Here is a 12,972-nt window from a genome sequence, read left to right as displayed (position 1 = left end):
TTCAGACCCCACCTCGCGATGACGCCCTTGCGCTTCGCTAATCCTTCACCGCCATCAGGCTGGATAGAGGACTTCCACCTCCAAGCTGTCGCTCATACTCGGCACACAACGAAAAGGGCGTGCCGACGGCACGCCCTTCAATCTGAATTGTCTCGCAGCGCTTAGCGCACGGTGACCGGCGCGGGCAGCGGCGGCACCACCGTCGGCTGCGTGCCCGGGACCGGACCGGCCTGCGCGGCCATCGGAGCCGGCGCTGCAGCACCGGTGGTCGGTGCAGCGGACGCGGTTGCCGTTCCCGGCGGCGGACCACCGGGCATCACCACCACGCGCGTGCCGACCTTGACGCGCTCGAACAGGTCGGAGACGTCCTCGTTCAGCATGCCGATGCAGCCCGACGACACGAACTTGCCGATCGTCGAGGGCTGGTTGGTGCCGTGGATGCGGTAGACGGTCGAGCCGAGATACATCGCGCGGGCGCCGAGCGGATTACCGGGACCGCCGGCCATGAAGCGCGGCAGATAGGGCTGACGCTCGATCATCTCGGTCGGCGGATGCCAATCCGGCCACTCGGCCTTGCGGGTGATCTTCTGCACGCCGGTCCAGGTAAAGCCGTCGCGACCGACACGGACGCCGTAGCGGATCGCACGGCCGTTGCCGAGAACGTAATAGAGGTAGGTGTTCGGGGTATCGACCACGAGCGTGCCGGCCGGCTCCTTGGTCTGGAACGCGACCTCCTGGCGACGCAGGTTCGGCGGCAGCTGCGCCGGCGCAGCATCGGGCTGCTCCTCGGGCGGCAGCGAAGCGATCGTCATCGGCCGGCCGTCGGCGCCGACGGGAGCCTGGCCAGCCTGGACCGTTCCGGTCGCGGCGGGACCACCGACCGCCTCCGGCGGACGCAGGCCGTCATTGGCGGGGGCCTGCGCCGGACGGTCGGCATAGATCACCGGCGGCGGGCCGGCGGGGCGGCCGTAGCGCGGATCGTCCGGCGACATCACGGGGCCCTGCGGCGGCGCGGCGGAATAGACTGGCGGACCAGCCGGACGGCCATAACGGGGATCATCCGGCGACATCACCGGTCCCTGCGGCGGGGCGGCCGAATAGACCGGCGCGCCGGCCGGGCGGCCGTAGCGTGGATCGTCCGGCGACATCACCGGGCCGCTAGGGCCGGGCGGCGGCAACGCCGCGGAGCTATGCGGCATCGCGTCGTCGTCATCTTCCAGCGAGTCGAAATTCGGCATGCGGTCGCCCGGGCGGTATTCGGCCGGGGCGCCATAGCCCGGCGCCTGCTGGACCGGATAGCTTTGCGCATGTGCGAGCGAGGTTCCCGCCGCAGCGACTGTTGCGGCAGCGCATATCGTCAGAAAATGTTTGATCATCATCGCTCTTGTATAGTCCCCGGGCCCGAGCGGACCGTTAACGGCCAAATGACCGAAGATAGCGGCACATTCAAGACATAACCGGTTCATTTGCGCCGGATTCGGCGAATTGTGATGCAAACGCACATAGTTGCTCCGTTGCATCAGGGCTCGGAAATCGCATCAGGGCCCAGATCGCCGGTGTCTTCGGCCGCGAATTTAGGGGAACGGCGCCGAAGCGTTGCGATAAGGTCGAATCAGCCCGATTCGTCACCGCTTTGAGCATCCCGCGTGGCGAAGGCGGCGATCAGTACCGTCACCGCGTTCAGATGGCTCTTGGGCCCTGGCCACCACGCCGCCGGGGCGGAAATTCGCAATCCCTCGATGCTTCCCGGCTTTCGCTTCCTGCTTGTCGCGATCCTGCTGTCAACCTCCATCCTGGTGTTAGGCTTAGGGGCCGCCGCGCTGCTGCGGGCGACCCATCAGCAGTATGTCAGCAACCCCTCCTGGCGGAACGGCCCGCAGGAGCAGGTGTTTGCGCAGGCTCCCGAACCGGCCCAGCCGGTGCTCGCGGCCCTCCGCGCCGAGCCGGAGATGGCGTCCGAGCCTGTAGCCTCCCAGCCTGAGCCATCGGTGCGCGACCTGATTCCGACCATCGGATTGCCGGTGAGCGGGCCCGAGCAGGTGGCCGCGGCAACGGCCGAGGCCGACGCCAAGCCTGAGGTCGTTGCACCTCCGGCCGCCGAACCGGCCGAGAAACCGGCCAAGAGCGAGACGACGGCGGACGCCGCAGGGCCAGCCTCCACCACCGACACGCTCACCCCCGCCGACACCACGGCATCGATCCCCGAGGCCAAGTCTGCCGCGGCCTCGACCGCCAGCGAGCCGGCGCCGGCTGATCCCAGCGTGGCCCTGGCATCCTCGGCGCTCGATATGGCCTCGGACAAGGTGGCCGCGCTGAACGATCCCGCGACCACGGCCTCGAAGGATCCGCCAGCGAAGACGAAGGCTGACAGCAACAAGGCCGAGAGCAGCAAGCCCGAAAGCAAGGCGGCCAAGCCTCGCGCGAAGAAGCACCGCCGCATCGTCCGGCGTCCGCCGCCTCAGCCGTTGCAGCAGAGCTTCGATCCGTTCGGGCAGCCGCAGACGTTTGCGACAACGGCCGCGCGCGCCCGCTGATTGCGCTTCACCTCGCCCCGCTTGCGGGGAGAGGTCGGAATTCGCGCGCAGCGCGGATTCCGGGTGAGGGGGACTCTCCGCGAGTCCAACTGCCACCACCCTTGCGGAGACTCCCCCTCACCCCAACCCTCTCCCCGCAAGCGGGGCGAGGGAGTGCACCATTCGCTACGGCCGTTGGTTACGCCGGCCCGGTCGCGATCGGCGGGCCTTTTTCCTGACCCCACTCCGACCATGAGCCGTCGTAGAGCGCGGTGTCGGTGATGCCGAGGCGATAGAGCGCGAGCGTCAGCACGCCGGCGGAGACGCCCGAGCCGCAGCTCGTCACGATCGGCACATCTAACTTGACGCCAGCGCCGGTGAACGCGGCGCGCAGATCGTCGAGCGGCTTCATCGTGCCGGTCACCGCATCGAACAGCAGATTGTAGGGCACGTTGCGGGCACCGGGGATGTGACCGGAGCGGATGCCCGGCCGCGGCTCGGGCGCACGGCCTTCGAAACGCTCGGCGGCGCGCGCGTCGATCACCTGCTCGGCCCGGCTTTCGACGTTTGCGATCAGCTGCTGCATGCTGCGCACGCGTTTTGAATCGTAGCTCGCCTTGAATGTCGCAGGCTTCGGCTTCACCTCGCCGCCCTCGACCGGTCGTCCCTCGGCGCGCCATTTCTTCAGGCCGCCATTGAGGATGCGCACATTGCTATGGCCGTAGGACAGGAACATCCACCACGCGCGCGGTGCCGCGACCCAGCCGCCCGCATCGTAGATCACGACAGTGTCGGCATTGGAGATGCCGAGATTGCCGACATCGCCGCCGAACTGTTCGGCGCTCGGAAACATGTGCGGCAGCGGGTTGGAATGGTCCGACACCGCATCGACGTCGAAGAACACCGCGCCGGGCAGATGCGCGGCGAGATAGTCGTCCTTCGGCAGCGGCAGCACGCCCGGCAGCTTGAAGCTGGCGTCGAGCACCTTCACGTTGGCGTCGTTGATGTGGGCGGCGAGCCATTCGGTGGAGACGAGGGGATCGGCGGCGGTGGTAGTCATTCAAGCAACTCCTTGTCGTCATTCCGGGGCGCGCGCAGCGCGAGCCCGGAATCTATCGCGCCGCAATGTAGGTGGATGAATGGATTCGGGGCTCGCGCTTCGCGCGCCCCGGAATGACGAATGGAGAGAGCAGCGCCAGCGCCCCTCACCCCTTCTTCTTCGGGTTCCACTGCTCCACCGGGCCGCCGGCATCGCGCCAGGCCGCGTAGCCGCCGGCGATGTGGGCGACGGGCTTGAGGCCCATGTCCTTCGCGGTCTTTGCGGCGAGTGCGGAGCGCAGGCCGCCCGCGCAATGGAAGACGAATTTCTTGTCCTCCTGGAAGATCGGCTTGGCGTACGGGCTCTGCGGATCGATCCAGAATTCGAGCATTCCGCGCGTGCAGGCGAACGCACCGGGAATGCGGCCGTCGCGCTCGATCTCGCGGGGGTCGCGGATGTCGACGATGACGACGTCGCCGTTCTTGGAGATTTCGATGGCGTCCTTGGCGGTAAGCGTCTCGACCTCGGCATTGGCCTCGTCGAGCAGCGCCTTGATGCCGCGGGTGATGGTCTGGGCCATGGTGCGTCTCCCTCGTTTCTATTGTCATTCCGGGGCGCGCGCAGCGCGAACCCGGAATCCATTCATCTATTAGCTCTGCCGCCCGATGGCTTCCGGGCTCGTCCTTCGGACGCCCCGGAATGACGGGCTGCTAGTGCGTCAATTCCTTCATCGCGCTCTCGAGCCCCTCGATGGTGATCGGGAACATGCGGTTGGCGAAGATGCGGCGGATGATGGTGGTCGATTCCGAATAGTCCCAGTGCTTCTGCTGCACCGGGTTCAGCCACACCGAATGCGGATAGGTGCGGATGATGCGATCGAGCCAGACCGAGCCGGGCTCCTCGTTGACATGCTCGACCGAGCCGCCTGGCACCATGATCTCGTAGGGCGACATCGAGGCGTCGCCGACGAACACGACCTTGTAGTCGTGCGGATATTTGTGCAGCACGTCCCAGGTCGGCGTGCGGTCGGTGAAGCGGCGCTTGTTCTGCTTCCACACGCCCTCATAGAGGCAGTTGTGGAAGTAGAAATACTCCATGTGCTTGAACTCGCTCTTCGCCGCCGAGAACAGCTCCTCGACCTGCTCGATATGCGCGTCCATCGAGCCGCCGATGTCGAAGAACACCAGGAGCTTCACCGCGTTGCGCCGCTCGGGACGCATGTGAACATCGAGATAGCCGTGATTGGCGGTCTCGCGGATCGTGGTGTCGAGATCGAGCTCGTCCGGCGCGCCGGTGCGCGCGAACTTGCGCAGGCGGCGCAGCGCCACCTTGATGTTGCGGATGCCGAGCTCAACATTGCCGTCGAGATCCTTGAACTCGCGCTTGTCCCACACCTTCACGGCGCGGTTGTTGCGGTTCTTCTCCTGGCCGATGCGGACGCCTTCGGGATTGTAGCCGTAGGCGCCGAACGGTGAGGTGCCGGCGGTGCCGATCCACTTCGAGCCGCCCTGGTGGCGGCCCTTCTGCTCCTCGAGGCGCTTCTTCAGGGTCTCCATGAGCTTGTCCCAGCCCATGGCCTCGATCTGTTTCTTCTCTTCCTCGGTGAGATACTTTTCGGCGAGCTTCTTCAGCCACTCCTCGGGGATCTCCGCCTTCTCCATGGCGTCGAGCAGGCTTTCCAGCCCCTTGAACACGGTGCCGAAGACGCGGTCGAACTTGTCGAGGTTGCGCTCGTCCTTCACGAGGGATGCGCGCGACAGGTAATAGAAATTCTCAACCGTGTAGTCCGCGAGGTCGGCGTCGAGCGCCTCCATCAGCGTGAGGTATTCGCGCAGCGTTACGGGGACCTGCGCATCGCGCAGAGAGGTGAAGAATTGCAGGAACATAGGTGACAGATTGCCCGTCGGGTGGCCGACGTCAAGGGGCGGAGTCCTCCGCTGAGCGCTGGACCGGGAGGCATTTTGCTCTAGAATTGGTCGTCTCAAGGGGTTGTTTGGGGGACTTTTTGCCATGGGTATTCTCGCAGCACTCATCATCGGCGCGATCGCTGGCTGGCTGGCCGGCAAGATTGTCCACGGGGCGGGATTTGGGCTGATCGGCAACATGGTCGTCGGCATCATCGGCGCACTGGTCGCAGGCTGGGTCCTGCCTCAGCTCCACATCGAGCTCGCCACCGGCACGGTCGGCGCCATCGTGGACGCCACGATCGGCGCGGTGATTGTGCTCGTCATCCTTTCGCTGATAAGACGGGTCTGACAGCCTGACCGAACCTGGAACGGCCGCCACGAGCGGCCGTTCCCTTGTCGTGACCGGGGCTCGCGCCTCGCGCCGACAACCAACCAAGGACGCGCAATGAAATTTACCGGCACCAAGGACTATGTTGCGACCGACGATCTCAAGGTCGCCGTCAACGCCTCGATCGTGCTGGAGCGCCCGCTCCTGGTGAAGGGCGAGCCCGGCACCGGCAAAACAGTGCTGGCGGAGGAAGTGGCGAAGGCGCTGAACGCGCCGCTTTTGACCTGGCACATCAAGTCCACCACCAAGGCGCAGCAGGGCCTCTACGAATACGATGCGGTGTCGCGCCTGCGCGACAGCCAGCTCGGCGATAGCAGGGTCTCCGACATCAAGAACTACATCAAGCGCGGCAAGCTGTGGGAGGCCTTCACCGCCGAGCAGCGCCCGGTGCTCTTGATCGACGAGATCGACAAGGCCGACATCGAATTCCCGAACGACCTGCTGCTCGAGCTCGATCGCATGGAATTCCATGTCTACGAGACCGGCGAGACGATCAAGGCGAAGCAGCGCCCGATCATGATGATCACCTCCAACAACGAGAAGGAGCTGCCGGACGCCTTCCTGCGTCGCTGCTTCTTCCACTACATCAAGTTCCCCGACGCCGACACGATGAGCCGCATCGTCGACGTCCACTTCCCCGGCATCAAGAAGCGCCTGGTTGAGGAAGCGCTGCGCATCTTCTTCGAGGTGCGCGAAGTGCCCGGCCTGAAGAAGAAGCCCTCGACCTCCGAGCTGCTCGACTGGCTCAAGCTGCTGCTCAACGAGGACATGAGCGCCGAGCAGCTCCGCGAGCGCGACCCGCGCAAACTGATCCCGCCGCTGCACGGCGCGCTGCTCAAGAACGAGCAGGACGTGCACCTGTTCGAGCGTCTGGCGTTCTTGAGCCGGCGGGAAGTGTAAGCTTCTCGTGTCCCGGACGCGCTGCAACGCCCCCGGCGATGCAAGCATCGTCCGGCGCGTTGCTGCGCAGAGCCGGGACCCATGCGACACGGATTGCTCGGAAACATGGGCCCCGGCTCTGCAGCGCACCGCTGAAGGAGCGCTGCGCTGCGTCCGGGGCACGAGAGTGGGATCCGACCCGGCATACGTTTTCCATTTGCAGACACGCGTCCGCATCCTCGCGGCTCACTTCGCCCGAGCTTTGCTGATATCCCCCTACGAAACAGGGCGCAGGGAAGGCCGGGTGCCGGCTGGCACCCACGGTCCGCTGTGCGCAGGTAGCGCAAAAAGGCTGCACAGCGGCATACAGGTGAAGCCAGACACACGGCCTTCCCTGCGCAGTGGTCTGACGGCTTATGCCGTGCTCTCCCGGGAGCCGAATTCCCTCTGGCCTCCCTCGCTCCGCGAATTAACGGCGCAGCTCGCCCGGTTGGGCTCGCTTGCACCTCCGCAAGAGCTTGACCGTAGCGACGACGGCCAGGACCACACGGTTTTGCCGTACGCACGGCTCGCTTCGCCGCATTATCCTCCGGCTTTGTCGACGTTGCCGGAAGAATGCTGGCGAGACGAACTGCCAGCGCCGCTCGTCCGCACGAAGCCTCAGGCTCACGGAGAGCAATCCGCCCTGCCCACGCCTCTCGTGCCCGACGCTGCCGCGTCCACCGCAACCCGGCCCACGTTTCGAACGACAGGCAAGACGCCCCTCTTCCACGGGCCGGGCTGTTTATTTTTGTGGAGAGGGATTGACGTGCGGCGAGGTGTTTTGCCCGACGGGCAACCACGGAAGCAGATGGAGCGTGTAGGATGGGTAGAGCGCAGCGAAACCCATCAAGCTTCTCTTCCGCGATTATGACGACGGGTTTCGCTGCGCTCTACCCATCCTACGGATTCCCTCAAGTGCGTTCGCCGAACTTGGCGCCGTCGTCGCATTGCGACAAATCACCGGCCCAGTCTGCGGGTAGATGCCGAGCTCAACGTGGCGATGGAATGATGACGGCGCCCAATCGCAGACTCGATTGACCAGGCCGTGCTTGACGGGATTGATGTGGAAATAGTCGATGTGCCGAGCATAGTCCTCCTCGTCGCGGATGGTGTGCTCCCAATAGCGGCGCTGCCAGATGCCACGCTCTGCTTTACCAACGCGGCTCGCTGAGACCGGCTCGTCAGGCGCAAGGTTACGGGAGAAAGCAGATTTGATCTGCCTCCAGCGCGTTGCGAAATCAGCATCGCCGCGAGGCATCGTCCAGACGGTGTGAAGATGCTCAGGCAGCACCACGATCGCATCGATCGTGAAAGGATGCCGTCGACGTGTTTCACGAAATGCAGCGCGCAATAGGTCGATATTCGCCGTCAGAAGAGATTGCCGGCGGTCGGCGAGGTTAACGGTGAAGAAGAAGCTTCCGCCGGGGACGAAATTGCGCCGATAGGAAGTCATGCCTCATGATGGCACAACTTTGGATAATTGGCGACGCCAACGCTCAACCAATATCGCAAGACCTGTAGGATGGGTAGAGCGCAGCGAAACCCATCGCGCCTTTAGAGAACGCTGCACGATGATGGGTTTCGCTTCGCTCTACCCATCCTACGAATTACCTCACGCCACCGCCACGTCCGGAATGCGCGCGGCTTCCATCGGCTGCTTGCCGCGGATGAGATCGGAGGCGCGGTCGGCGATCATCATGGTCGATGCGTTCAGGTTCGCCGAGATCATGCGCGGCATGACCGACGCATCGATCACGCGCAGACCCTCCAACCCGTGGACGCGGAGCTGGTCGTCGACGACCGCCCAAGTCGAGTCCGCCGGGCCCATGCGGCAGGTGCAGCCGGGGTGGAAGGTGGTGGTGCCGCGCTCGGTGGCGGCGTGCAGGAATTCGTCGTCCGTGTTGACGTTGGGACCGGGGAAATCCTCGTAGGCGTAATAGCGCGACAGCGGCGCAGCCTTCAGTAGGCGCCGCGCGAGCTTCATGCCACCGACGATGACGCGGCGGTCGAGCTCGGCATCGAGATAGTTGGTCTGGATGATCGGCGGCGCGAACGGATCAGACGAGCGGATGCGGACGTAACCGCGGCTCTCGGGGCGCTGCTGCCAGGAGGCCACCGTCATGCCGGGCTCGTCCTCGAGCTGGCCCTGAACGCCTTCCTTGTAGCTCGCCGGTGTGAAGGTGAGCTGGAGGTCGGAGCGGTCGGGGCTCTCGCCGGAGTGCCAGAAGCAATAGACCATGGTCGGCGACAGCGAGAGCAGGCCGCGGCGCGCGGTCGCCCATTTCAGCGCCTCGATCCACAGCGAGAAGCCGCGGCGGAGCTCGTTGATGGTCTTGATGTCCTTGACGCGCGCGACCGTGCGCGGTGCATAGTGGTCCTGCAGGCCCTCGCCGACCGGCAGCGCGTGACGCACCTGGATGCCGTGGGCGCCCAGCAGCTCGGGCGAGCCGATACCGGAGAGCTGAAGCAGCTGCGGCGAATTATAGGTGCCGCCGGAGAGGATCACCTCCTTGTTGGCGCGCACTTCGACCGGCGTGCCGCCGCGGCCGCCCTTGGTGTAGCGCACGCCGACGGCGCGCTTGCCCTCGAAGATGATCTCGGTCGCATGCGCATGCGTGTGCACGTGCAAGTTGGGCCGCTTCATCGCGGGCTTGAGGAACGCGGTCGAGCCGGAGACACGCAGGCCTTTTTCGATGGTGCGCTGGCAGTAGGAGACGCCTTCCTGGGTCCTGCCGTTGTAATCGGGGTTGCGGGGAATGCCGAGCGAGACCGCACCTTCCATGAAGGCTTCGCAAAGCGGATCGCGCCAGTCCATCGTGGTGACGGTGAGCTTGCCGTCGCGGCCGCGGAAGGTGTCCTCGCCCTCGCCGACCCGCTTCTCCAGCCGCTTGAAATAGGGCAGCACGTCGGCATAGCCCCAGCCGCGGTTGCCCATCTGCGCCCAGGTGTCGAAATCCATGCGCTGGCCGCGGTTGTAGATGTGGCCGTTGATCGAGGACGAGCCGCCGAGCGTCTTGCCACGCGGCGCGTAGATGCTGCGCCCACCGGTCCAGGGCCCCGGTTCTTGCTGGTAGCCCCAGTTGATGCTCTTCATGTGGAAGGTCTTGATGAAACCCGCCGGCAGATGGATGTAGGGATGCCAATCGCTCGGCCCGGCTTCGAGCACGCAGACGCTGGTGTTGGGATCCTCGCTCAGCCGGCTGGCGAGCACGCAGCCCGCCGAGCCCGCGCCGACGATCACATAATCAAATCTATCCATGTTGTCCGCCAGAAGCCGCTCAGCGCGGCTTGTCGTTGAGTTGGTAGTTCAAATGCGCCTGCACCGTCGGCCATTCGGCCGCGGTGATGCTGTAAACCACCGTGTCGCGCAAGGTGCCGTTCGGCGCGACCTGATGGCTGCGCAGAATGCCATCCTGCTTGGCGCCGAGACGCTCGATGGCGCGGCGGCTCTGGTGGTTGAAGAAATGCGTGCGGAACTCGACCGCGATGCAGTTCAGGGTCTCGAAGGCGTGGGTGAGCAACAGCAGCTTGCACTGCGTGTTGAGCGGGCCGCGCTGCGCGCTCTTCCTGTACCAGGTCGAGCCGATCTCGACACGGCGGTTGGCGGCATCGATGTTCATGTAGGTCGTCTGGCCTACGATCCTGCCCGCGGCATCGAACACGGTGAACGGCAGCATGGAGCCTGAGGCCTGAAGGCCGAGGCGGCGATCGATCTCCTTGGCAATGTTCTCCGGCGTCGGGATCGTGGTGTACCAGATCGTGTAGAGCTCGCCGTCCTTCACGGCCTCCACCAGCCCCTCGCGATGCTGTTGCGACAGCGGCTCGAGACGGGCGTGCTGTCCACGCAGGGTGATGGGATCAGGCCAGGGCATTGACGTCTACTCCAGAAAAATGATCGGTGTCATTCCGGGGCGACGCGAAGCGGCCAGCCCGGAATCCATTCAACCACAAACTCTGCGGTCCAATGGATTCCGGGCCTGCGTGCTAGGGCACGCATCCCGGAATGACGGCGGAATGTATCGGCATATCTTCTACATTCACTTGTTCAAAAAGTTCAACGGCAATCCGCCGCGCGGCCAGTCCATGGCGACCAGCTCGCCCCTGCCTGACAGCGTGATGTAGGCGGTCTTCAGCTCGGGGCCGCCGAAGGCGATGTTGGTGGTGACGCGGTCGCCGGTCGGGACCTGCTCGACCAGGGTACCGTCGGGCGCGATCACCGAGATGCAGCCGGAGATGAGGGTGGCGACGCAGACATTGCCGTTCGCTTCGACCGCGAGCGAATCGAACATCTGGTAGCCGCCGAGGCCGCAGATCGGCTTGCCGCGCTCGCCGCGATAGATCACGTCGCGCGGCTTGAGCGTGCCGGGCGCCGAGAGCTCGTAGGCCCAGAGCCGCCCGGTCGGCGTCTCCGCGATGTAGACGGTGTTCTCGTCCGGCGACAGACCGATGCCGTTCGCCGGCAGCACGCCGTGCACGATCTCGACGATCTCCTTCATGCCGGGCTTGAGGTAGTAGATCCCGCCGACGTCCATCTCGCGCGCGCGGCGCTTGCCGAGATCGGAGAACCACAGGCCGCCCTGCTTGTCGAACACGAGGTCATTCGGCCCGCGCAGATCGTGCTCGCCGCATTTGGTCACGACGGTCTCGACCTTGCCGGTTTGCAGGTCGACGCGCTGGATCGATCCGCCCAGGTAATCCTCCGGCTGCGGGCCCGGCATGATCATGTTGCGGGTCGGGATCCAGGAGAAGCCGCCATTGTTGCAAATGTAGATCTTGCCGTCGGGGCCGAGCGCGGCGCCGTTCGGGCCGCCCGGGACCTTGGCGACGATCTCCTTGCGGCCGTCGGGATAAACACGGGTCAGGCGCTGGCCGCGGATTTCCACCAGCACCACCGAGCCGTCCGGCATCACGACCGGCCCTTCAGGAAATTCGAGGTCGGTGGCGAGAACGCGGACGTTAGACATTGGGTACCTCCCGGCTTGCTTGTTATGGCTTGCACGGGATGTCCGGCGTCGGCCCCTCATGCAAGGTTTGCCCGAGGTTATGACAAAGTCACCGGGGCTTGCCAAGCAAGCGGGATGGTATGCCAGCGTTGCACTCCAAAGCGCGATGAATGTCATCGCGCTTTGGATTGTGGTTGGAGCATGATCTCCGCGCAAACGCGTTCCGCGTTGGTCGCGAGGGAAAACCGCTACACACTTTGCGCTAGCGCGGCCCTTCGGGTCCGGATCATGCTACTCCCGCACTGGTATCCAAATCTCGAAACCGCCATTGCCGGTCGCAGGATCGAATTTTTCGTCGTAGCGCTCGAAGTTCGGCGCGTCCGCAGCCTTTAGGCCCGAGACCGGCAGCCATTGATTCCAGATCGTGTTGACGGTGCGGCGGATCGAGGCGACGTGCTCGGTGTGGGTGAACACCGCATAGCGCTGCTCGGGGATGCGGATGCGGCCGAAGCGGCGCGGCAGGTCGGAAAAATCGGCGACCTCGACGCCGGCGATGTAGTCGAAATTGCCGGCGTCATCGCCGTTGCAGCAGACGCCGTAAGCGACTTGAGATTTTCCCTGGCCGACGCGCGCGGGAATGTCGGCGACCTCCTGGTGGAAGCGGTGCCACAGGCTCGGGATGATGGCGCCGTTGTCGCAGGAGATGCGCTCGGCAGGGCCGGCGACGAGGAAAGCCTTTGCGGTTTCGAAACGCGGGGCTTTGAGATTGTCTAACATCGTGGAGTCCATGAGGATCGGCTCCTGTAGCCTGAGATGGCTGGTGCATGTCGCGGCCCGCACCGCTTCGGGTGTCACGCCGAACTGGTCGCGGAACGCGCGGGTGAATGCTTCGTGCGAGCCGTAATCCGCCTCCAGCGCCAGTGACAGAATGTCGGGCGCGCCGTCCGCAAGACGCCGCGCAGCTTCCGTCAGCCGCCGTGCCCGCAGATAGCGCATCACCGGAAGGCCGGTGGCTGCGGCAAACGCGCGCACGATGTGGAACCGAGACACGCCTGATATCGCAGCGATCTCGTCGAGCGTCATCGGCTCGGCCAGATGGCTCTCGATATACCAGAGCGCGCGCTGGGCTGGGTTCATGGTGGTTCAGGTCCTCGTTCGAAGCGCGGCGATGATGGAGGTCACCGCGCTCTTCGCTTGATCGGCCTTGCTGTCCTTGCATGAGGATAATCCCCGAACAGCCGCTGGCAACGCCCTTGCGTTC

General features: G+C 64.9%; 11 protein-coding genes and 1 pseudogene. 3 read left to right on the top strand and 9 right to left on the bottom strand.

The features are described 5' to 3' along the window. Positions 1 to 161: 161 nt before the first annotated feature. On the bottom strand, positions 162 to 1,376 hold the full coding sequence (locus AC629_RS05040) for a L,D-transpeptidase family protein (protein ID WP_084803673.1): 1,215 nt from the start codon (positions 1,374 to 1,376) through the stop codon (positions 162 to 164). 363 nt (positions 1,377 to 1,739) lie between these two features. Here AC629_RS05040 and AC629_RS05035 point away from each other — a divergent pair, with 363 nt between their 5' ends. Further along, on the top strand, positions 1,740 to 2,534 hold the full coding sequence (locus AC629_RS05035; protein WP_210418996.1) for a hypothetical protein: 795 nt from the start codon (positions 1,740 to 1,742) through the stop codon (positions 2,532 to 2,534). 178 nt (positions 2,535 to 2,712) lie between these two features. On the opposite strand, the gene sseA is transcribed toward AC629_RS05035, so the two are convergent. The 3 genes from sseA to AC629_RS05020 all read right to left on the bottom strand — a co-directional run bounded on the left by sseA (position 2,713) and on the right by AC629_RS05020 (position 5,438). Next, complete coding sequence (gene sseA, locus AC629_RS05030) at positions 2,713 to 3,573, bottom strand: 3-mercaptopyruvate sulfurtransferase (RefSeq protein WP_084803672.1); 861 nt, start codon at positions 3,571 to 3,573, stop codon at positions 2,713 to 2,715. A 145-nt stretch (positions 3,574 to 3,718) separates the two neighbouring features. After that, positions 3,719 to 4,132: a rhodanese-like domain-containing protein gene (locus tag AC629_RS05025; RefSeq protein ID WP_084803671.1), complete on the bottom strand. Its 414-nt coding sequence runs from the start codon at positions 4,130 to 4,132 to the stop codon at positions 3,719 to 3,721. 130 nt (positions 4,133 to 4,262) lie between these two features. Beyond that, complete coding sequence (locus AC629_RS05020) at positions 4,263 to 5,438, bottom strand: vWA domain-containing protein (protein ID WP_084803670.1); 1,176 nt, start codon at positions 5,436 to 5,438, stop codon at positions 4,263 to 4,265. A gap of 124 nt (positions 5,439 to 5,562) precedes the next feature. Here AC629_RS05020 and AC629_RS05015 point away from each other — a divergent pair, with 124 nt between their 5' ends. Together AC629_RS05015 and AC629_RS05010 are read left to right on the top strand one after the other, a co-directional pair. Further along, positions 5,563 to 5,808, top strand: a complete 246-nt coding sequence (locus AC629_RS05015; RefSeq protein ID WP_084803669.1) for a GlsB/YeaQ/YmgE family stress response membrane protein — start codon at positions 5,563 to 5,565, stop codon at positions 5,806 to 5,808. A gap of 96 nt (positions 5,809 to 5,904) precedes the next feature. Continuing rightward, positions 5,905 to 6,747 (top strand): AAA family ATPase, encoded by an 843-nt coding sequence (locus AC629_RS05010; protein WP_084803668.1) that lies wholly within the window; start codon positions 5,905 to 5,907, stop codon positions 6,745 to 6,747. Between the two features lie 932 nt (positions 6,748 to 7,679). On the opposite strand, the pseudogene AC629_RS05005 reads toward AC629_RS05010, so the two are convergent. The 5 genes and pseudogenes from AC629_RS05005 to AC629_RS04985 all read right to left on the bottom strand — a co-directional run bounded on the left by AC629_RS05005 (position 7,680) and on the right by AC629_RS04985 (position 12,848). Continuing rightward, a pseudogene (locus AC629_RS05005) lies at positions 7,680 to 8,221 on the bottom strand (REP-associated tyrosine transposase). Positions 8,222 to 8,380: 159 nt separating this feature from the next. Beyond that, complete coding sequence (locus AC629_RS05000) at positions 8,381 to 10,027, bottom strand: GMC family oxidoreductase (protein ID WP_084803667.1); 1,647 nt, start codon at positions 10,025 to 10,027, stop codon at positions 8,381 to 8,383. 19 nt (positions 10,028 to 10,046) lie between these two features. Continuing rightward, positions 10,047 to 10,640 carry a GNAT family N-acetyltransferase gene (locus AC629_RS04995; protein ID WP_084803666.1) on the bottom strand — a complete coding sequence of 198 codons (594 nt, stop codon included), beginning with the start codon at positions 10,638 to 10,640 and terminating at the stop codon, positions 10,047 to 10,049. 165 nt (positions 10,641 to 10,805) lie between these two features. Continuing rightward, a complete protein-coding gene (locus AC629_RS04990) occupies positions 10,806 to 11,732 on the bottom strand; it encodes an SMP-30/gluconolactonase/LRE family protein (RefSeq protein WP_084803665.1) in 927 nt (308 codons plus the stop codon). Between the two features lie 270 nt (positions 11,733 to 12,002). After that, positions 12,003 to 12,848 (bottom strand): AraC family transcriptional regulator, encoded by an 846-nt coding sequence (locus AC629_RS04985; protein WP_084803664.1) that lies wholly within the window; start codon positions 12,846 to 12,848, stop codon positions 12,003 to 12,005. Positions 12,849 to 12,972: the final 124 nt, after the last annotated feature.

Source organism: Bradyrhizobium sp. NAS80.1 (assembly GCF_001908205.1).
In the GTDB taxonomy this organism is placed as follows: Bacteria; Pseudomonadota; Alphaproteobacteria; order Rhizobiales; family Xanthobacteraceae; genus Bradyrhizobium.
The sequence above is the reverse complement of the archived record's forward strand: the minus strand, read 5'-3'. Positions and strand labels throughout refer to the sequence as shown.

Coding starts and splice junctions, on each gene's coding strand:
- AC629_RS05040 (WP_084803673.1), bottom strand. CDS start 1,376: ATGATCAAACATTTTCTGACGATATGCGCTGCCGCAACAGTCGCTGCG.
- AC629_RS05020 (WP_084803670.1), bottom strand. CDS start 5,438: ATGTTCCTGCAATTCTTCACCTCTCTGCGCGATGCGCAGGTCCCCGTA.
- AC629_RS05010 (WP_084803668.1), top strand. CDS start 5,905: ATGAAATTTACCGGCACCAAGGACTATGTTGCGACCGACGATCTCAAG.
- AC629_RS05025 (WP_084803671.1), bottom strand. CDS start 4,132: ATGGCCCAGACCATCACCCGCGGCATCAAGGCGCTGCTCGACGAGGCC.
- AC629_RS05015 (WP_084803669.1), top strand. CDS start 5,563: ATGGGTATTCTCGCAGCACTCATCATCGGCGCGATCGCTGGCTGGCTG.
- AC629_RS05035 (WP_210418996.1), top strand. CDS start 1,740: ATGCTTCCCGGCTTTCGCTTCCTGCTTGTCGCGATCCTGCTGTCAACC.
- AC629_RS05000 (WP_084803667.1), bottom strand. CDS start 10,027: ATGGATAGATTTGATTATGTGATCGTCGGCGCGGGCTCGGCGGGCTGC.
- AC629_RS04990 (WP_084803665.1), bottom strand. CDS start 11,732: ATGTCTAACGTCCGCGTTCTCGCCACCGACCTCGAATTTCCTGAAGGG.
- AC629_RS04995 (WP_084803666.1), bottom strand. CDS start 10,640: ATGCCCTGGCCTGATCCCATCACCCTGCGTGGACAGCACGCCCGTCTC.
- sseA (WP_084803672.1), bottom strand. CDS start 3,573: ATGACTACCACCGCCGCCGATCCCCTCGTCTCCACCGAATGGCTCGCC.
- AC629_RS04985 (WP_084803664.1), bottom strand. CDS start 12,848: ATGAACCCAGCCCAGCGCGCGCTCTGGTATATCGAGAGCCATCTGGCC.